Genomic DNA, 17,363 nt, shown 5'->3' with positions numbered 1-17,363 from the left:
CTGTGCGTCAAGCCCTGTGGTGATGTGGCGGCCCGACCGGACCGCGCGCATCAGCCATCCGCAGGACGACGGGGGCAATAGTGCATCGCTCCCCGGGGAGAGCACGAAGTAAGCCGTAAACCATCGCGCAGGGAAGGCCGGGCGATCCGGCGAACCTGTGGTCCACCCCGTGTGCATTTCTACGGCGCACGGACCTGCGGGTGCCAGCCGGCGCCCAGCCTTCCCTGCGCCCCTCGTCTCTGCGAGGGCGCTGCGAGAGACATAACTCGGGCGAAGGCGCCGCGAGAACGCGAAGATGTGTCTGCTGTTTGAAATGTGAATTGGTGAGCAATGGCCTCGCCGCTTGCTCCGTCATTGCGAGCGGAGCGAAGCAATCCAGACTGTCTCCGCGGAAGGATTCTGGATTGCTTCGCTCCGCTCGCAATGACGCGGATGCAGTAGAACTACCCCATCATCATCCGCGCGATCGCTTCCCCAATCACTACCGTCGTGAAGTGGGTATTAGCCCGGCAGTCGGACGGCATGATCGAGGCGTCGGCGATGCGCAAGCCCGAGATGCCCTTCACCGTGCCGTCGGGATTGACCACGCCATCGGCATCCCCAGCGCCGCTCATGCGGCAGCTGCCGGCGGCATGCTGGATGTCGCCGGTTTCGCGGCGCAGCAGCGCATCGAGTTCGTGATCCGGCAACGCCGATGCCTGCGGCAGCGTCAGGTCGGTGTCGGTCAACCTGATCCAGTCGGCGATGCCGGCGAGCGCCGGCTGCGAGGTGATCACCGCGAGCCGTTTCACTGCGTCCTTCATGCGCAGCATGTCGCGGGGATCGGCCAGCATGTTTTCCTCGACGACGGGATCGACGGAAGGATCGGTCGAGGCCAGCTTGAGCGTGCCGCGCGAATAGGCGTTGAACAGCCCGGCGCCGATGGCTCCGGGCACGCCGATGCCGCGGTGGTTGAAGGCGATCAGGATCATGTCGCGCTTGCCGCCATTGGCCAGGCCCGACGAATAGGTCACGCAGCAATTGGTGTGGCGGGTGTCCGGATCAGTAGGACGCAGATTTTCGTGAAGCTGGATCGTTGCGCGAAACAGCGGATGATCGAAGAAGTGGCGGCCGACGGGCAGATCGCGCTCGACCGCAATCCCCATCGACGTCAGCTCATCCGCAGGTCCAATGCCCGAGCGCAACAGGATCGCCGGGCTGTGGATGGCGCCGGCGCAGAGCACGATCTGGCGGGCGCTGATCACGTGGATGCCCTGCCCATCGATGTGAACCCGGAGGGCGGTCGCCCTTCCGTCGCTGATCAGCACGCGATCGACGAGCGTCTTGCCCCGGATCTCCAGATTGGCGCGGCCGCGCGCGGGCTCCAGATAGCCTTCATTGGTCGTGATACGGCGGCTGTCGCGGCTGTTGATGGGATAGCAGGCGACGCCCTCGCCATCAGGCCCGTTGACGTCGGCGCACCAGGGATGGCCGCTCGCCAGCGCCGCATCGCGCAAGCCGCGATCGACCGGGCCCCATTTTTCGGGCGGCGCGCGATAGACCGGCAACGGGCCGCCGCGTCCGTGGCCTGCGGCGTCGCCGAACTCAAAATCGTCCTCGATCACCGAGAACAGCGGCATCACGTCCTTGGCCGACCAGCCGGTGCAGCCATTGGCGGCCCATTCGTCGAACGCATCGGCAACGCCGCGGATCGCGATCTGGCCGTTCATCATCGATGAGCCGCCGAGCCCCTTGCCGCGCCAGTAGAAGCGCGGCTCCTGCCCCGCCACGCGGCGCGTCAGGAGATCGGGCCACTGCCATTTCTCCTGGTATTCGCGCTTGTGGATGATCGGGATCGGATTTGGTGTCCGCACTTCCCAGGGCGCTTCATCAGCGCGCCAGTCGAGGCCTGCTTCGAGCAGCAGGACGCGCCGTGCGGGATCCTCGGAGAGCCGGGCCGCAACCGCGGCGCCGGCCGAGCCGCCGCCGACAACAATGACATCGTACATCGCACTATTTCTCAACGTTCGAGAACATCGGGATGATGAACGATATCAGACCAGTGGCGGAATGCGAATTGGAGAGCAATGCTCGCTCGTGCCCCGGACCCAGCGCAGCGTCACTTCGACGGTGCGCCGCTGAGCCAGGCCCATGTCGCCAAGCAATCCATGTGGCGTAGGTCCCGGCTCCGCGCAGCAACGCGAAAAACGTTGCTGCGCGTCCGGGCAAAGAGTGCCCCTACCCGATCACCCGGCCGAACTTGTTCGACTTCGGGAATCCCTTCGGCGGCAGGCGGCCGGCGTCGGCGCGGGTGCCTTGCCACTCGGCGAGCTCCTTCATGGTCGCCGAAAATTCGCGGCCGGCAGAGTCCTTCCAGGTCAGGCCTGCCTTGGCCTCGAACACGGCGATGTCGGAGAGGCCGCCGTCCTTGTACTTCTGCAGGCGCACGCCGCGACCGCGCGCCATCTCCGGCACCTGGTCGAGCGGGAAGATCAGCATCTTGCGGTTCTCGCCGATGACCGCGACGGTGTCGCCGATCACTTCGGTGACCGTGCGCGCCTCGTTCGGCATGTCGACGTTGAGGACCTGCTTGCCCTTCTTCGTGGTGCCGACGCAATCGTCCTCGTTGACGACGAAGCCCTGGCCCTCGTGGCTCGCGACCAGGAATTTGCGCCCGCCTTTGTTGACGAACAGCGTGACCGGCGCAGCTTCCGGCTCGAGATCGATGAACTGGCGGATCGGCTCGCCGTGACCGCGGCCGCCCGGAAGCTTCGCCACATCGATCGAGTAGAACTTGCCGTTGGTCGCAAACAGCAGCAGCTTCGAGGTCGTCTCCGCAAAGAACGCGAAGCCGAGCTTGTCGTCCTGCTTGAAGGCGAGGCTCGAGAGGTCCTCGACATGGCCCTTCATGGTGCGGATCCAGCCCTTGTCGGAGACCACGACCGTGACCGGCTCGCGCTCCACGAGGGCCTCCTCCATCGCGGCGAGATCGTGCTCGGGCGCATCGGCAAAGGTGGTGCGGCGCTTGCCGAGCGGCGTCTTCGGTCCGAACATGTCACGGACTTTGCCGACCTGCTCGGCGACCTTCTTCCACTGCTCGGGCTCGGACGCGAGCACCGCATTGATGCCCTTGAGCTCGGCACGGAGGTTCTTGTCCTCGGTGCGGATCTCCATCTCTTCGAGCTTGCGCAAGCGGCGCAGGCGCATGTCGAGGATGGCTTCAGCCTGGACTTCGGTGAGCTTGAATGTCTTCATCAGAACCGGCTTCGGTTCGTCTTCGGTGCGGATGATCCGGATCACCTCGTCGATGTTGAGGAATGCGATCAGATAGCCACCGAGGACCTCGAGCCGATTCTCGATCTGTGTCTTGCGGTAGTTGCTGCGCCGGATCAGCACGTCGCGCAGATGGTCGAGCCATTCGCGCAGGCACTCCGCGAGTCCCACCACCTTGGGGACGCGGCCCTTGATCAGAACGTTGAGGTTGAGCGGAATCTTGTTTTCGAGCTCGGTCAGTCGAAACAGCGATTCCATCATCAGCGCCGGATCGACGTTCTTCGACTTCGGCTCGATCACGATGCGGACGTCTTCCGCCGACTCGTCCCTGATATCGCCGACCAGCGGCAGCTTCTTCTGGTCCAGCAGCTCAGCGATCTTCTCGATCAGGCGGGACTTCTGCACCAGGAACGGGATCTCGGTGACGACGACGACCCAGGTGCCGCGCGTACCCTCTTCCTGCTCCCATCGGGCGCGGACGCGAAACGAGCCGCGGCCGGTCGTATAGGCTTCAGCGATCGCCTGCTTGGAATCGATGCAGATGCCGCCGGTTGGGAAGTCCGGTCCCTTCACCCACTTCAAAAGCGCCTTGGACTTCGCGTCGGGCTTCTCGATCAGGTGCAGCGCGGCGTCGCAAAGCTCGGCGGCGTTGTGCGGCGGGATCGAGGTCGCCATCCCGACCGCGATGCCCTGCGCACCATTGGCGAGCAGGTTCGGAAAGCCGCCCGGCAACACGACTGGCTCTTTCGACTGGCCGTCGTAATTGGGACGGAACTCGACGCCGTCCTCGTCGATGCCGTCGAGCAGAAGCCGCGCGACGTCGGTCATGCGGGCTTCGGTGTAGCGGTAGGCGGCGGGGTTATCGCCGTCGATATTGCCGAAATTGCCCTGGCCGTCGACCAGCGGATAACGCGAGGAGAAATCCTGCGCGAGGCGCACCATGGCGTCGTAGATCGCCTGGTCGCCATGCGGATGGAACGAGCCCATCACGTCGCCGACGATCTTGGCGGATTTCTTGAAGGCCGTGCCGGGGTCGAGCCTGAGCAGGCGCATGCCGTAGAGGATGCGCCGATGCACCGGCTTCAGGCCGTCTCGCGCGTCAGGCAGTGCGCGATGCATGATGGTGGAGAGCGCGTACGCGAGATAGCGCTCTTCCAGCGCTTCACGCAGCGGCACATCATGAATTTCGGCGGGTTCTTCCGGCGGAACGATTCGTTTTCCCATGCCGCCCGGTTAAACCGTGGAAGCGAATCGGGCAAGGATGGATTGGTTCCCTGCGGGCCTCTACCGCCCCGCCCAGCCGGCCGTGACAGCCGGCTGGACCTTGGGTTGCGCGTTGACCGGCGCATTGGCCAGGCAACGCCGGGCGGCCTCGATTTCGGCCTCCGTCGCTCCCTTGGATCTCGCCCATGTCTCTGCAGCCGCAGCCGAATATTTCGCGACATAGTATCTGACGACAGTACAGGATGCCCGCCGAAAGACCCCCGGCTGCGGCTCGCCAGCCATCGCGTCCGGCGCCAGCGCGAAGAGGGCTGCCGACAGCACAAATCCTTTGATCAACATTTAGGCTGTCCCCCGTGATGGAACCTGCTCGGGCCAACTCAAGCTAGCCGATTTGGTTCCGGGGGAAGGCCACGAAGCAGGGCAGAGCCGCCGCCAGTTCATGGCGCTGGGAGCGCCGAACTTTTATGGCGCTGGGAGCGCCGCCTTGGCCTGCTGCCGCGTCAGGGCGTTGATGAATCCGGCACGCGCGTCGGAATGGCCCTGGCCCCGCGGCTCCAGCACGTGGCGCAGCAGGAACAGGCCGGTGAGCCGAAAGCCGTCGTGGAGATCGTCGTCGGTGAGATCGTTGGTGGCCTCGCCCTGGCGAAGGAACGGCGGCAGCCGCAGCAACCGGTCGCGCCACGGCTCGCCGGCGGTGCGCGACACCGCGCCGCCGGATTTCGGCGAGACGTAGATCAGGTCGGAGGTCTCCCCCGACACCGCGCAGTTTTCGAGCGCTAGCCCGAAGCCGAGTTCTCCGAGCATGGCCAGCTCGAAATGGATCACGTGCACGGCAGCACTGCCGATGTCGTCGAAATCGTCGAGCGAATGCTCGAGCATCGCGAAGATCTGCTCATGCGGATCGCGCTCCGGCAGCAGCCGCGCAATCGAGGCAAGATGAGTGACGCCGTAGACGCCATGGGAGGATCCAAGCAGCGTCGCCGCACGCAACTTCAGGCCCTCGATAGCATAGGTACCGAGATGCTCGTCGAGCCGCGCCCGCCACACCGCGCTGATGCTATTGCCGGGCTGCAGCAGCGGCCGCATCCGCGAGCCTGCGCCGCCCCGCACGAGACCGAGATGCCGGCCGTGCGCGCGGGTCAGGAGCTCGACAATGGCGCTACTCTCGCCATGCCGCCGCACCCCCAGCACGATGCCTTCGTCGGTCCATTCCATGTGTGAAAGTCTAGCGGATTTCAGCCCTGAATCGTAGGGCGGATTAGATTAGTAGCCGAAGGCGTGATCCGCCCTACGCAACCTCACGCGTTGAACCAGCCCTGCGCGTCGCCAGAGAATGAGAAATACAGCCCGAACGCCGTCAGCACGCAGGAAACGATCTCGATGACACTGTCGAGCTCCAGGCCGCGCTCGCCGATGATCTGGGCGAGCGAGATCACCGACAGCACCAGCGCCGCCGCCAGCACCCAGCGCGGCCAGTTCTTGCGCCAATGCGCAGCCAGCCAGACGAAATAGACTAGCAGCAGGATCATGCCTCCGGCGAGCAGCGTCGCCGTCATGATCATCTGCTCGGTCATCTCGATGCTGGGCGTGCGGTCCTGCACGGCGACCGACAGGGCATCCAGCATCAGCGAGGCATAAAGCAACGCTTCGAAGCGCTGGACGTTGCGGGGCACGCTCATCGGTTACCGATCTGTTCTTGCTTATTGTTTGGGAAATTCCAGGCCCATCTCGCGGTAGCGATCGGGATCGTCACCCCAGTTCTCGCGCACCTTGACGAACAGGAACAGATGCACCGGGACGTCGAGAATCTGCATCAGTTCTTTCCGCGAGTCCGCGCCGATCGACTTGATGGTGGCGCCGCCCTTGCCGAGCATGATCTTGCGCTGGCTCTCGCGCTCCACGAAGATCGTCTGCTCGATGCGCACCGACTTGTCCTTGCGCTCCTCCCACTTGTCGGTCTCGACCGTGGACTGGTAGGGCAATTCCTGGTGCAGCTTCTGATAAATTTTCTCCCGCGTGATTTCGGCCGCCAGCTGCCGCATCGGCGCGTCCGACATCTGGTCCTCGGGATAGAGGTACGGGCCAGGCGGTACCATTTCGGCCAGCGTCGTGCGGATATCGTCGACGCCATCGCCCGAGATCGCCGCAATCATGAAGGTTTTCGCGAAGGTCATGCGCTCGTTGGCGGCCTGCGCCAGCGCCAGCAGCTTCTCGCGCTGGACCAGGTCGACCTTGTTGATCACCAGGATCTTCTCGTGCTTGACGCTCGCGGCCTTGGCGAAGATCGCCTCGGCCTCTTCATCAATGCCGTTCTTGGCGTCGAGCAGCACGCAGACGAGATCGGCGTCATGCGCCCCGCTCCAGGCAGTCGAGACCATGGCGCGGTCGAGCCGGCGCTTGGGCAGGAAGATGCCGGGCGTGTCCACCAGGATGATCTGCGCGTTGTTCTCGATGACGATGCCGCGGATCAGCGCGCGCGTGGTCTGCACCTTGCGCGAGACGATCGTGACCTTGGCCCCGACCAGCGCATTGACCAGCGTGGACTTGCCGACGTTCGGCGCGCCGATCAGGGCAACGAAGCCGCAGCGCGTAGCAGTGGGCGCTTCGCCGCTTGTTTCAGCCGTCATTGCCGCCGCCAACACCTTCACGTTCGATCATCACTGAAGCAGCCACCTTCTCTGCCGCGCGTTTGCTGCCACCGGTGCCTTCGGCCGGTGCCAATCCCGGCAGGTCCACTGCAACGCGGAACTCCGGATCGTGATGCGGGCCGGTGCGCTCGACCTCGCGATAGACAGGCGTCGGCAGCCCCTTCCCCTGCGCCCATTCCTGCAGCACGGTCTTGGGATCGCGCAGCGGACGCCGCGGCTTGTGCATGCGCTCGGTCCAGTTGCGCTTGACGAAATCGTCCGCCGCCGCATGACCGCCATCGAGGAAGATCGCACCGATCACGGCTTCGCAGATGTCGCCGAGGATGGATTTGCGCAGGCGCGCATCGGCGCTGGAGCCGACCGAGCCGAGCTTGATGTCGTCGAGCAGACCGAGCGACTTGGCGACGTCGGCGCAGCTCTCTTTGCGCACGAGCTCGGCAAGCCGCTTGGACAACTCGCCTTCGTCCGCGTTCGGGAAGGCATGATATAGCATGTCGGAAACGACGAGCCCGAGCACGTGGTCGCCGAGGAACTCCAGCCGCTGATAGCTGTCACCACGCTTGCGCCCGGACTTCAGCGCCGAAACATGCGTAATCGCCTGCATCAGCAGGTTCGGATCGGCAAAGCCGTGTCCAATACGCGCCTCGAGCGCCGCGTTCGCATCAGCCGCCGCCTTTGCCTTGTCCTGGGCCTTGCTGCCCCGCGTGCGCTGCTTCTTCGCCGGCGTCTTGGTTGCAAGCGCCTTGGTCGCAGCCGTCTTGGTCGCAGCCTCGCCCTCAGGAGCGGCTTGCGCCTCGATCGATTGGGTCGCGATGTCCTTGGCTTCGTCTTTCATCGGACGATTTTGAAGAAACGATTCCAGCGCACCGCCCACGGCCAGCGCCAAAACATCCAGGCATGCTCGCCCTCGCCGATGGAGAAAAAGATCATCTGCGCGCGGCCGATCAGGTTTTCCTGCGGCACGTAACCAACCTGGCCGAGGAAGCGGCTGTCGGTTGAGTTGTCGCGGTTGTCACCCATCATGAAGAAGTGACCGGGCGGCACGGTGTAGACGTTGGTGTTGTCCATGTAGCCATTGTCGGCGCAATCGAGCGTCTCATAGGAGACGCCGTTCGGCAGCGTTTCCTTCCAGCGCTTCACCCGCGAAATGCCGCCGCCTTCGGAGCCGCAGGGGTCCTCACCGACATACTCGCTCATGCGCTGCCGCTCGACCGGCGTGTCGTTGATGTAAAGCAACCCGTCCTTCATCTGGATGTGGTCGCCGGGAAGGCCGATCACGCGCTTGATGTAGTCGGTGGAGTCGTCTTTCGGCAACCGAAACACCACGACGTCGCCACGATTCGGATCCGAGCCCCAGATCCGTCCCGAGAACAGCGGCGGCGAGAACGGGATCGAGTAGTGGCTGTAGCCGTAGGAATATTTCGAGACGAACAGATAGTCGCCGACCAGCAGCGTCGCCTTCATCGAGCCGGACGGGATGTTGAAGGGCTGGAACAGGAAGGTGCGGATCACCAGCGCGATCAGCAGAGCATGGATCACGACCCGGATCGTTTCGCCGACGCCGCTCTCAGTTTTCGTTCCCGAAGTCACGCTCATTGCTCTCTCAATTCCGACCGGCGGTCACGGAGCGCCCTCCTCCCGCGAACCGCCCATCGCTGCGCGGCGCAAGGAGATTGTCCTGATTCTGATAGTGAGGGCCAATTCCGGCGTAAAGCCGAATTTGCCCAGGCTGATTTGCGTTCGCGGACTTTTAGACGGTTGTCGGGGGGCACGCAATCAAGGATCGCATCAAAAACCAATAACACTTTGATTTTCAATGAGAATCATAAAATAGCTGCCAGGCTGTCAGGGCTTGAGCAGCGGGACGGCGGAAATGATCACGAAGGCCTGCGCCAACGGCCAGTCGTCGGTGATCGACAGATCGATCTGAGCCTGGAATCCCTCCGGCGTCAGGGCCCGGAGCCGGGCCAGCGCCCCCCCGGTCAGCCGCATGGTCGGACGCCCCCCGGGCAGGTTGACCACCCCCATGTCGCGCCACCACACGCCCTGCCTGATGCCGGTGCCGAGCGCCTTGGAGCAGGCCTCCTTGGCGGCAAAGCGCTTGGCGTAGGTCGCCACCACCATCTTCTCGTTCTTGGCCCGCCGCTCCGCCTTGGCCCGCTCGGCCGCGGTGAAGATGCGGTCCAGGAAACGCTCGCCATGGCGCTCGATCACCTTGCCGACGCGGGTGATGTCGATCAGGTCGGAGCCGATGCCGATGATCATGCCCGGCTCCGGCCGCGGTCCATCGCCGCGCGCATGCTGCGCACCGTCTCGGCAAGACCGACGAACAGCGCCTCGCCGATCATGTAGTAGCCGATGTTGAGTTCCATGATCTCCGGCAGACCCGCGATCGTCTCCGCCGTCGCGTAGTCGAGCCCGTGACCGGCATGGACCTCGAGCCCTGCGTCCGTCGCGAGCTTGACGCCCGCCACGATCCGCCGCCATTCGGCCTCGGCCTTGTCGGTGTGGCCGTCGACCACCGCGTCGCACCAGGCGCCGGTGTGGATCTCGATCACCGGCGCGCGCAGCTGCGCCGCCATCGCAATCTGCGCAGGGTCCGCGGCAATGAACAGCGAGACGCGGATGCCGGCATCGTTGAGCCGCGCGATATAGGGCGCGAGCGCATTGTGCTGGCCGACCACGTCGAGGCCGCCCTCGGTCGTGACCTCCTGCCGCCGCTCCGGCACCAGGCACACCGCATGCGGCTTGGTGGCGAGCGAGATGCGCATCATGTCGTCGGTCGCCGCCATCTCGAAATTCAGCGGCTTGGAGATCTCCGCCTTCAGCCGCGCCATGTCCTCGTCGCGGATGTGCCGACGGTCTTCGCGCAGATGCGCGGTGATGCCGTCGGCGCCGGCCTCGATCGCGAGCAGCGCAGCGCGCACCGGATCGGGATGGCGGCCACCGCGTGCGTTACGGACGGTCGCGACATGGTCGATATTGACGCCGAGGCGGAGCGGAAGAGCGGGCATTTGAGGACTCACGAAATCGGAAGACAGGCGAATGCGAAAGACGCCTATCCATTAACACGTTCGACGCGGGCGACGACCGCCTTCGCGCGCAGCTGGGCCAGGATCGCGCTCAAATGCTTGAGATCGTAGACTTCGAGGTCGATCGTCGTCTCCGTGAAGTCGGGCGAGCGGCGCTGCATGCTGATGTTGTCGATATTGCCATCGTGCTCGGCGATCACGGTCGCGATCTGCGCCAGCGCGCCGGGCTCGTTGACGTTCTCGACCTTGATGCGCGCCGGAAAGCGCTGCGGCGCAGAGTCCTCGATGTCCCAGCGGACGTCGAGCCAGCGCTCCGGCTCCTCCTCGAAATCCTTCAGCGCCGGCGACTGGATCGGATAGATCGTGATCCCCTCGCCCGGCGTGACGATGCCCACGATGCGATCGCCGGGCACAGCGCCGCCGTTCGGCGCGAACTTCACCGGCAGGTCGGAATTGTTTCCGCCAATGGGGATCGCAACCGGGCTGCGCGACGGCTCCGACGCCTTCTCCTTGAGCTTGGCGGCGAGCCCCTTCTTGACGCCGTAGCGCGCGACGCGTTCCTCTTTGTAGTCGGGATACATCGCGCGCGCGACATGGGACGCCTTGATCTCGCCCCGGCCGACCGCCGCCATGACGTCCTCGATCGAGGTCCGCGCCAGCCGCGGCAGCGCGCCCTTGAGCTTGTCGTCGGCGTATTCAATCTTGGCGCGCTCGAACAGGCGCTCGACGATGCGCCGGCCGAGGCCGACATATTGATCGCGCACCGCGGTACGCGTGGCGCGGCGGATCGCAGCGCGCGCCTTGCCGGTGACCGCGAGCGTTTCCCAGGCCGAGGGCGGCGCCGATTGGGCTTCCGAGGTCAGCACTTCGACCTCGTCGCCATTCTGAAGCTCCGAGGACAGCGGCGCGAACTGGCCGTTGATCTTGCAGCCGACCGCACTATTGCCGACGTCGGTGTGCACGGCATAGGCGAAGTCGATCACGTTGGCATGGCGCGGCAGCGCGATCAGCTTGCCCTTCGGGGTGAAGCAGAACACCTGGTCGTGGAACAGTTCGAGCTTGGTATGCTCGAGGAATTCCTCGGGGTTGGCGCTCTCCGAGAGAATGCCGATGGTGTGGCGCAACCAGGCGAATGCGTTCGACTCGCGCTTGAGGAATTCGGTCGGCGAGCCCACGCCTTCCTTGTAGAAGACGTGCGCGGCAATGCCGCGCTCGGCGATCTGGTCCATCGCCTCGGTGCGGATCTGGAGCTCGACGCGCTGGTTGCCGGGCCCGATTACCGTGGTGTGGATCGAGCGATAGTCGTTCTGCTTCGGTGTCGAGATGTAGTCCTTGAAACGTCCCGGCACCACCGGCCAGGTGGTGTGGACGATGCCGAGCGCGCGATAGCAGGCCTCGATGTCGTTGACGACGACGCGGAAGCCGAAGATGTCGGACAATTGCTCGAAGCCGACCGACTTTCTCTCCATCTTGGTCCAGATCGAAAACGGCTTCTTGCGGCGCCCATAGACCCGCGCGCCGAGACCCCTGTGGCGCAGATTGTTGGAGAGCTGGTCCTCGATCTCGCCGATCAGATTGCGGTTGCGCTCGGCGAGCGCATCGAGCCGCTGCATCACCACCGAATAGGCTTCGGGATCGAGGGTGCGGAAGGACAGATCCTCCAGCTCCTCGCGCATTTCTTGCATGCCCATGCGCCCCGCCAGCGGCGCATAGATGTCGAGCGTCTCCTCGGCGATGCGCCGCCGCGATTCCGTCGGCACGAAATCCAGCGTGCGCATGTTGTGCAGGCGGTCGGCGAGCTTGACCAGGAGCACGCGGACATCGTCGGCAATGGCCAGCAACAATTTGCGCAGGTTCTCGGCCTGCTTGGCCTCGCGCGACACCAGCTCGAGCCGCTTCAGCTTGGTCAGGCCCTCGACCAGCGCGCCGATCTCGGGGCCGAAGATCTGGTCGATCTCGGCGCGAGTGGCTTCCGTGTCCTCGATCGTGTCGTGAAGCAGCGCGGCGACGATGGTCGCGTCGTCCAGCTTCAGATCGGTGAGAATCGCCGCCACTTCGAGCGGGTGCGAGAAATACGGATCGCCAGAGGCGCGGGTCTGCGAACCGTGCGCCTTCATGGCGTAGACGTAGGCGCGGTTCAGCAGATCTTCATTGGTATTCGCATTGTAGGACCGGACGCGCTCGACGAGGTCATATTGACGCATCATGCGCGCACGCGGCTTCGCTGGCCGTGCCACCGGCGCAGTCGGGACCACGGCAACCGATTCGGTTGCGGCCTGCATCTGCGTGTGTCCGCGGCGTCGATACACCATGCCGTCCTGCCTTCAAACGGACCATGAAACAGCCCGTTGTATACATCCTAGCTCCGATTGCGGACGCGGCCGATCAATTCAGTGACAGACACGCGGCGCGAACCGGCCGCGCTATGGTAACCACGAAAACGCCAACAAAAGCAAAGGCCCGAACGCGGGTTCGGGCCTTTGATGAGATCACAAGAGTTCGGCGATCGCGAGTAAGACGATTACTCGTCCTCCTCGGGCTGCTCTTCCGGCGGCGCGAGGCCCTCGAGGCCCTTCAGGAGCTCCTCTTCGGTCATGCGCTCGACAGCAACTTCGGTATCGTCCGCATCGACGCTGGCGCCGGCGGAACCGATCAGCGGCACCGTATCCGGCTCGGGCTCGTCGACCTCGACGAACTTCTGGAGAGAGTGCACCAGCTCCTCGCGGAGATCCTCCGGCGAGATGGTCTCGTCGGCAATTTCACGCAAAGATACAACAGGGTTCTTGTCGTTATCGCGGTCAACCGTTAGTTGTGAACCGGACGAAATCATGCGGGCACGGTGGGCGGCCAGCAGGACCAGGTCAAACCGGTTGTCGACCTTGTCGATACAATCTTCTACGGTGACGCGAGCCATGGACTGTCGCTCCGTTGTGGGTGGGACGAAATATGTGGATGATTGGGGCTAGTTATAGGGACCAGGGCGATTTCGCAAGGCCAATTTGTGATTTGGCCTCGCCAAACGGCTCTGCTACCCCCACATTGGGGCTGGGATGGGTGGTTTCCCGGGCTGCCATTGTGGGCGGCGCCGGGTCTATGAAAGTCCGCCATAACTATACCTTGATTGCCCCGGCTTCTCCGGATTTGCGGTTTCGACGGGTTTCGGCAGAACTTTGAACTGCGCGGCTTGCTGCCGCCGCGCCAACAATCAACAAACGATCAATCACGAAACACTACGCGAGCAAACTGAATGTCACCTTCCCCTGCCAACAAGATTGCGCTCTTCATCGATGGAGCCAACCTCTACGCGACGGCGAAAACTCTAGGCTTCGATATCGATTACAAGCGCCTGCTGAAGGAATTTCAGAGCCGCGGTACGCTGTTGCGGGCCTTCTACTACACCGCGATCATCGAGGATCAGGAATACTCCTCGATCCGCCCCCTGATCGACTGGCTGGACTACAACGGCTACACCGTCGTCACCAAGGCGACCAAGGAATTCATCGACGCCTCCGGCCGCCGCAAGGTCAAGGGCAACATGGATATCGAGCTGGCCGTCGACGCGATGGAGCTCGCCGAGCACATCGACCAGATGGTGCTGTTTTCGGGCGACGGCGACTTCCGCTCCCTGGTCGAGGCCGTGCAGCGCCGCGGCGTGCGGGTCACGGTGATCTCTACCATCGCCAGCCAGCCGCCGATGATCGCCGACGAACTGCGCCGCCAGGCCGACGTCTTCACCGATCTCGTCGAATTGCAGTCCAAGCTTGGCCGCGACCCGTCCGAGCGCCCCGCCCCACGCGATCGCGGCGAACGCGAAGCACGTCACCACGCCCCGCATGCCCCGCAATTCCTCCAGCGCGCGACCACGATGGCGCCGAGGGGCGATGACGACTTCGAGGAGTGAGGCGGTCCGGTCAAGCGACCGGGCCCCCATCCTCGTCCCCGACCGTGACTGTCCGCTCTGCCCGCGCCTGGTCGCTTTTCGCGAGGCGAACCGCGCGCGCGAGCCGTCCTGGCACAACGCTCCGGTCCCGCCGTTCGGCGACGTCACGGCGCGCCTGCTGATCGTCGGTCTCGCGCCGGGGATGCAGGGCGCCAACCGCACGGGCCGGCCGTTCACCGGCGACTATGCCGGTGACCTGCTCTACGCCACGCTGCTCGAATACGGCTTTGCCAAAGGCACCTATCAGGCCCGGCCCGATGACGGCATGAAGCTGGTCGACTGCCGGATCGCCAATGCCGTGCACTGCGTACCGCCGCAGAACAAGCCGCTGCCGGTGGAGATCAACACCTGCCGGCAGTTTCTCGCCGCCACCCTCGAGACGATGCCCAAGCTGCGCGCGATCGTGGCGCTCGGACGGATCGCGCACGACACCGTGCTCAAGCCGCTGAAGCTGAAGGCCTCGCAAGCCCCGTTCGGTCACGGCGCGGTGCACCAGGCCGGCGCGTTCAAGCTCTACGACAGCTATCACTGCTCGCGTTACAACACGAACACCGGCGTGCTGACGACGGACATGTTCCGCAGCGTGTTCGCCAGGATAAAAGCTGACCTCGATTAGAGCATTTTCGAGAGAAGTCGATACCGGTTCGCGTAAAGAAAACGCGTCAAAATAATCAGCCTTTGGCGGGATTGGCCTTCAGCCAGTCCAGGACGTCGCCGGCATTCCGGTCGGGTGGAAACACCGGATAGAAGACATGCGTGATCCTCGCATCGTCGATGATCAGCGCGAGCCGCTTGATCAGGGTCAGCCCCGCAATCTCCATCGTCGGCAAATTCAGCGCGCGCGTGAGCGACAGCTTTTCGTCCGACAGCACCGGGAACGGCAGATGCAGCCGCGACGCCATCTCGGTCTGATAGGCATTGCTCTGGGTCGAGAGACCAAACACCTGCGCGGCGCCGGCGGCTTTCAGCTCGGCAAACAGGTCGCGAAACGCGCAAGTCTGCGGCGTGCAGCCCCGCGCGCCGGGGATCATGTCCCAATCGTCGACCAGCGAGATCTTGCCGGGCTCGCCGGTACGCGGATAAGCAAACACCACGGTCCGCCCCGAAAGCGCCGCCAGTGTCACCGAATTATCGTCAGTCGCGAGCAGACTGATCGCGGGCAGCGTCATACCCTCGAGGTGCGCGGCGCCGCCATCGTCGGCCGGCGCAGGAATCTGACTCCAATCGACTTCGAGCAGATTTTTCTGATTCATCTCGCTATCCCCGCGCCCGCATCAGCCGGCCCTTCTCCCTGCTCCAGTCCCGCTTCTTCTCGGTCTCACGCTTGTCGTGAAGCTTCTTGCCCTTTGCAACGGCGAGCTGCAGTTTGGCGCGACCGCGCTCGTTGAAGTAGAGCTTGAGCGGGATCAACGTCATGCCCTCGCGGTCGACCGCACCCATCAGTTTGTTGATTTGTTTGCGGTGAAGCAGCAGCTTGCGCGGCCGCTTTGGCTCGTGATTGAAGCGGTTGCCCTGAAGATATTCGGGAATGGTGGCGTTGATCAGCCAGATCTCGCCATCCTTCGAATCGGCATAGGATTCCGCAATCGTGCTCTTGCCGTTGCGGATCGACTTGACCTCGGTGCCGGTCAGCGCGATGCCCGCCTCGACCGTATCCTCAATCGCATAGTTGAAGCGGGCCTTGCGATTCTCCGCCATGACCTTGATAGGACGTTCGTTCTTATCGGCCATGACCTTCAAAACCTGACAGACAAACCTGATCGAGATGAGCGCGGACGCTAACAGTTAGGATGAAGCGCGCGCGTCAAGACTTCTTGAGGAGATCGCGGATCTCGGTCAGCAGCTCGACCTCCGCCGAGGGCTTCGGCGGCGCGGCGGGCGCCGCCTCCTCCTTGCGCTTCAGCCTGTTCATGGCGCGGATCACCAGGAACAGCACGAAGGCGACGATGATGAAGTTGATCGTCAGCGTGAGGAAGCTGCCCCAAGCAAGTACGGCCCCTTGCTTCTTCGCGTCAGCTAAATTGGTGGCGGTGACCTTCGCAGACAAGGGGGTGAAGTAGTTCGAGAAGTCGAGCCCGCCGGTGGCAGCACCAATCATCGGCATGATCACGTCGCCGACCAGCGAGTTGACGATGGCGCCGAAGGCCGCGCCGATGATGACGCCGACCGCGAGGTCGACGACGTTGCCCTTCATGGCGAAATCGCGGAACTCCTTGAGCATCCGCCTACCGCTTTCGTCGACTGCGCTCATGACGAGCTCCCGATAGCCAGTGCGTCAGTTGATCAGGCCGGCGTGCACCATGGCGCTGCGCACCGCGACGCGCGTCGGCTCGGAGACCGGCACCATCGGCAGCCGCAGCATCTCGTCCAGCTTGCCGAGCAGCGACATCGCGTACTTGATCGGCGCCGGATTGCTCTCGATGAAGAGGTTGTTGTGCAGCGGCATCAGCTTGTCGTGGATCGCGAGCGCCGCCTTGGTGTCGCCCTTAGCCCAGGCGGCCTGGAATTCCGAGCACAGGCGCGGCGCGACGTTTGAGGTCACCGAAATGCAGCCATGGCCGCCATGCGCCATGTAGCCGAGGATGGTGGCGTCCTCGCCGGAGAGCTGGTTGAAATCCTCGCCCATCGCGGCGCGCTGCTGCGAGACACGCACCATGCTGGCGGTGGCATCCTTGACGCCGGCGATGTTCTTCAGCTCCCACAGCCGCGTCATGGTGTCGACCGACATGTCGATCACCGAGCGCGGCGGAATGTTGTAGATGATGATCGGAATCCCGATCGCGTCGTTGATCGCCTTGAAGTGCTGATACATCCCTTCCTGGGTCGGCTTGTTGTAGTAGGGCGTCACCACCAGCACGGCGCTGGCGCCCGCCTTCTCGGCGTGCTGAGCCAGCTCGACCGCCTCCTTGGTCGAATTGGAGCCGGCGCCGGCAATCACCGGCACCCGGCCCTTGGCCTCCTCGATGCACCATTCGACCACCCTCTTGTGCTCGTCATGGCTCAGCGTCGGACTCTCGCCGGTGGTGCCGACCGGGACCAGGCCGTTGGTGCCCTCGGAAATCTGCCAATTGACCAGCGACCGGAACGCCGCCTCGTCCAGCGAGCCGTTCTTGAACGGCGTGACCAAGGCGGTGAACGACCCCCGGAATTTCGTCTTGGCTGCCATGGACTTCCTCCGTACGCGGCAAGTTTTTCGAGCAAGCCCCCTTCATATCGGGTCTCCCCCGCCGGTAAAAGGGCTGCATCCGTGTGACGCACCGTTTAAGC

General features: G+C 64.0%; 18 protein-coding genes. 2 read left to right on the top strand and 16 right to left on the bottom strand.

All coding sequences use genetic code 11. From position 1 onward, the window contains the following. Positions 1–443: 443 nt before the first annotated feature. The 12 genes from JJE66_RS17160 to rpoZ all read right to left on the bottom strand — a co-directional run bounded on the left by JJE66_RS17160 (position 444) and on the right by rpoZ (position 13,070). Complete coding sequence (locus JJE66_RS17160; RefSeq protein WP_200515501.1) at positions 444–1,988, bottom strand: GMC family oxidoreductase; 1,545 nt, start codon at positions 1,986–1,988, stop codon at positions 444–446. A gap of 229 nt (positions 1,989–2,217) precedes the next feature. Continuing rightward, on the bottom strand, positions 2,218–4,476 hold the full coding sequence (gene parC, locus JJE66_RS17155) for a DNA topoisomerase IV subunit A (protein WP_200515500.1): 2,259 nt from the start codon (positions 4,474–4,476) through the stop codon (positions 2,218–2,220). A 60-nt stretch (positions 4,477–4,536) separates the two neighbouring features. Next, positions 4,537–4,815: a hypothetical protein gene (locus tag JJE66_RS17150; protein ID WP_200515499.1), complete on the bottom strand. Its 279-nt coding sequence runs from the start codon at positions 4,813–4,815 to the stop codon at positions 4,537–4,539. Positions 4,816–4,938: 123 nt separating this feature from the next. After that, entirely contained in the window at positions 4,939–5,691 is a 753-nt protein-coding gene (gene recO / locus JJE66_RS17145) for a DNA repair protein RecO (protein ID WP_200515498.1), read from the bottom strand. A gap of 83 nt (positions 5,692–5,774) precedes the next feature. Further along, positions 5,775–6,155 carry a hypothetical protein gene (locus JJE66_RS17140; protein ID WP_200515497.1) on the bottom strand — a complete coding sequence of 127 codons (381 nt, stop codon included), beginning with the start codon at positions 6,153–6,155 and terminating at the stop codon, positions 5,775–5,777. 21 nt (positions 6,156–6,176) lie between these two features. Beyond that, the gene (gene era, locus JJE66_RS17135; RefSeq protein ID WP_200515496.1) at positions 6,177–7,103 is read right to left on the bottom strand and encodes a GTPase Era; all 927 of its coding nucleotides are present in this window, start codon (positions 7,101–7,103) and stop codon (positions 6,177–6,179) included. Further along, positions 7,093–7,959 carry a ribonuclease III gene (gene rnc / locus JJE66_RS17130; protein WP_200515495.1) on the bottom strand — a complete coding sequence of 289 codons (867 nt, stop codon included), beginning with the start codon at positions 7,957–7,959 and terminating at the stop codon, positions 7,093–7,095. Before rnc ends, era begins: the two co-directional genes overlap by 11 nt. Continuing rightward, complete coding sequence (lepB, locus tag JJE66_RS17125; RefSeq protein ID WP_200515494.1) at positions 7,956–8,720, bottom strand: signal peptidase I; 765 nt, start codon at positions 8,718–8,720, stop codon at positions 7,956–7,958. The genes rnc and lepB overlap by 4 nt, the downstream gene beginning before the upstream one ends. Positions 8,721–8,969: 249 nt before the next feature. After that, positions 8,970–9,389 carry a holo-ACP synthase gene (gene acpS, locus JJE66_RS17120; protein ID WP_200515493.1) on the bottom strand — a complete coding sequence of 140 codons (420 nt, stop codon included), beginning with the start codon at positions 9,387–9,389 and terminating at the stop codon, positions 8,970–8,972. Then, the gene (locus JJE66_RS17115; RefSeq protein ID WP_200515492.1) at positions 9,386–10,138 is read right to left on the bottom strand and encodes a pyridoxine 5'-phosphate synthase; all 753 of its coding nucleotides are present in this window, start codon (positions 10,136–10,138) and stop codon (positions 9,386–9,388) included. Before JJE66_RS17115 ends, acpS begins: the two co-directional genes overlap by 4 nt. Positions 10,139–10,182: 44 nt before the next feature. Then, positions 10,183–12,468 (bottom strand): bifunctional (p)ppGpp synthetase/guanosine-3',5'-bis(diphosphate) 3'-pyrophosphohydrolase, encoded by a 2,286-nt coding sequence (locus JJE66_RS17110; protein WP_200515491.1) that lies wholly within the window; start codon positions 12,466–12,468, stop codon positions 10,183–10,185. A gap of 209 nt (positions 12,469–12,677) precedes the next feature. Then, the gene (gene rpoZ, locus JJE66_RS17105) at positions 12,678–13,070 is read right to left on the bottom strand and encodes a DNA-directed RNA polymerase subunit omega (protein ID WP_014494742.1); all 393 of its coding nucleotides are present in this window, start codon (positions 13,068–13,070) and stop codon (positions 12,678–12,680) included. A gap of 333 nt (positions 13,071–13,403) precedes the next feature. On the opposite strand from rpoZ, the gene JJE66_RS17100 reads away from it, so the two are divergent. Beyond that, entirely contained in the window at positions 13,404–14,057 is a 654-nt protein-coding gene (locus tag JJE66_RS17100) for an NYN domain-containing protein (protein ID WP_200515490.1), read from the top strand. Continuing rightward, on the top strand, positions 14,038–14,712 hold the full coding sequence (locus tag JJE66_RS17095) for a uracil-DNA glycosylase (RefSeq protein WP_200515489.1): 675 nt from the start codon (positions 14,038–14,040) through the stop codon (positions 14,710–14,712). The genes JJE66_RS17100 and JJE66_RS17095 overlap by 20 nt, the downstream gene beginning before the upstream one ends. A gap of 55 nt (positions 14,713–14,767) precedes the next feature. On the opposite strand, the gene JJE66_RS17090 is transcribed toward JJE66_RS17095, so the two are convergent. From JJE66_RS17090 to dapA, 4 genes are all read right to left on the bottom strand, one after another. Further along, positions 14,768–15,349, bottom strand: a complete 582-nt coding sequence (locus JJE66_RS17090; protein ID WP_200515488.1) for a peroxiredoxin — start codon at positions 15,347–15,349, stop codon at positions 14,768–14,770. Between the two features lie 4 nt (positions 15,350–15,353). Then, positions 15,354–15,827, bottom strand: a complete 474-nt coding sequence (gene smpB, locus JJE66_RS17085; RefSeq protein ID WP_200515487.1) for an SsrA-binding protein SmpB — start codon at positions 15,825–15,827, stop codon at positions 15,354–15,356. A 73-nt stretch (positions 15,828–15,900) separates the two neighbouring features. Beyond that, complete coding sequence (gene mscL / locus JJE66_RS17080) at positions 15,901–16,317, bottom strand: large conductance mechanosensitive channel protein MscL (protein ID WP_200518512.1); 417 nt, start codon at positions 16,315–16,317, stop codon at positions 15,901–15,903. A gap of 54 nt (positions 16,318–16,371) precedes the next feature. Then, entirely contained in the window at positions 16,372–17,262 is an 891-nt protein-coding gene (gene dapA, locus JJE66_RS17075; protein WP_200515486.1) for a 4-hydroxy-tetrahydrodipicolinate synthase, read from the bottom strand. Positions 17,263–17,363: the final 101 nt, after the last annotated feature.

Origin of the sequence: Bradyrhizobium diazoefficiens (assembly GCF_016612535.1) — a bacterium.
GTDB lineage: Bacteria > Pseudomonadota > Alphaproteobacteria > Rhizobiales > Xanthobacteraceae > Bradyrhizobium > Bradyrhizobium diazoefficiens_C.
Note: the sequence above shows the minus strand (reverse complement) of the source record. Positions and strands in the feature narration are given on the sequence as shown.

Coding starts and splice junctions, on each gene's coding strand:
- JJE66_RS17150 (WP_200515499.1), bottom strand. CDS start 4,815: ATGTTGATCAAAGGATTTGTGCTGTCGGCAGCCCTCTTCGCGCTGGCG.
- parC (WP_200515500.1), bottom strand. CDS start 4,476: ATGGGAAAACGAATCGTTCCGCCGGAAGAACCCGCCGAAATTCATGAT.
- acpS (WP_200515493.1), bottom strand. CDS start 9,389: ATGATCATCGGCATCGGCTCCGACCTGATCGACATCACCCGCGTCGGC.
- JJE66_RS17090 (WP_200515488.1), bottom strand. CDS start 15,349: ATGAATCAGAAAAATCTGCTCGAAGTCGATTGGAGTCAGATTCCTGCG.
- dapA (WP_200515486.1), bottom strand. CDS start 17,262: ATGGCAGCCAAGACGAAATTCCGGGGGTCGTTCACCGCCTTGGTCACG.
- JJE66_RS17110 (WP_200515491.1), bottom strand. CDS start 12,468: ATGGTGTATCGACGCCGCGGACACACGCAGATGCAGGCCGCAACCGAA.
- rpoZ (WP_014494742.1), bottom strand. CDS start 13,070: ATGGCTCGCGTCACCGTAGAAGATTGTATCGACAAGGTCGACAACCGG.
- JJE66_RS17160 (WP_200515501.1), bottom strand. CDS start 1,988: ATGTACGATGTCATTGTTGTCGGCGGCGGCTCGGCCGGCGCCGCGGTT.
- JJE66_RS17100 (WP_200515490.1), top strand. CDS start 13,404: ATGTCACCTTCCCCTGCCAACAAGATTGCGCTCTTCATCGATGGAGCC.
- JJE66_RS17140 (WP_200515497.1), bottom strand. CDS start 6,155: ATGAGCGTGCCCCGCAACGTCCAGCGCTTCGAAGCGTTGCTTTATGCC.
- lepB (WP_200515494.1), bottom strand. CDS start 8,720: ATGAGCGTGACTTCGGGAACGAAAACTGAGAGCGGCGTCGGCGAAACG.
- JJE66_RS17095 (WP_200515489.1), top strand. CDS start 14,038: ATGACGACTTCGAGGAGTGAGGCGGTCCGGTCAAGCGACCGGGCCCCC.
- smpB (WP_200515487.1), bottom strand. CDS start 15,827: ATGGCCGATAAGAACGAACGTCCTATCAAGGTCATGGCGGAGAATCGC.
- JJE66_RS17115 (WP_200515492.1), bottom strand. CDS start 10,138: ATGCCCGCTCTTCCGCTCCGCCTCGGCGTCAATATCGACCATGTCGCG.
- mscL (WP_200518512.1), bottom strand. CDS start 16,317: ATGCTCAAGGAGTTCCGCGATTTCGCCATGAAGGGCAACGTCGTCGAC.
- rnc (WP_200515495.1), bottom strand. CDS start 7,959: ATGAAAGACGAAGCCAAGGACATCGCGACCCAATCGATCGAGGCGCAA.
- recO (WP_200515498.1), bottom strand. CDS start 5,691: ATGGAATGGACCGACGAAGGCATCGTGCTGGGGGTGCGGCGGCATGGC.
- era (WP_200515496.1), bottom strand. CDS start 7,103: ATGACGGCTGAAACAAGCGGCGAAGCGCCCACTGCTACGCGCTGCGGC.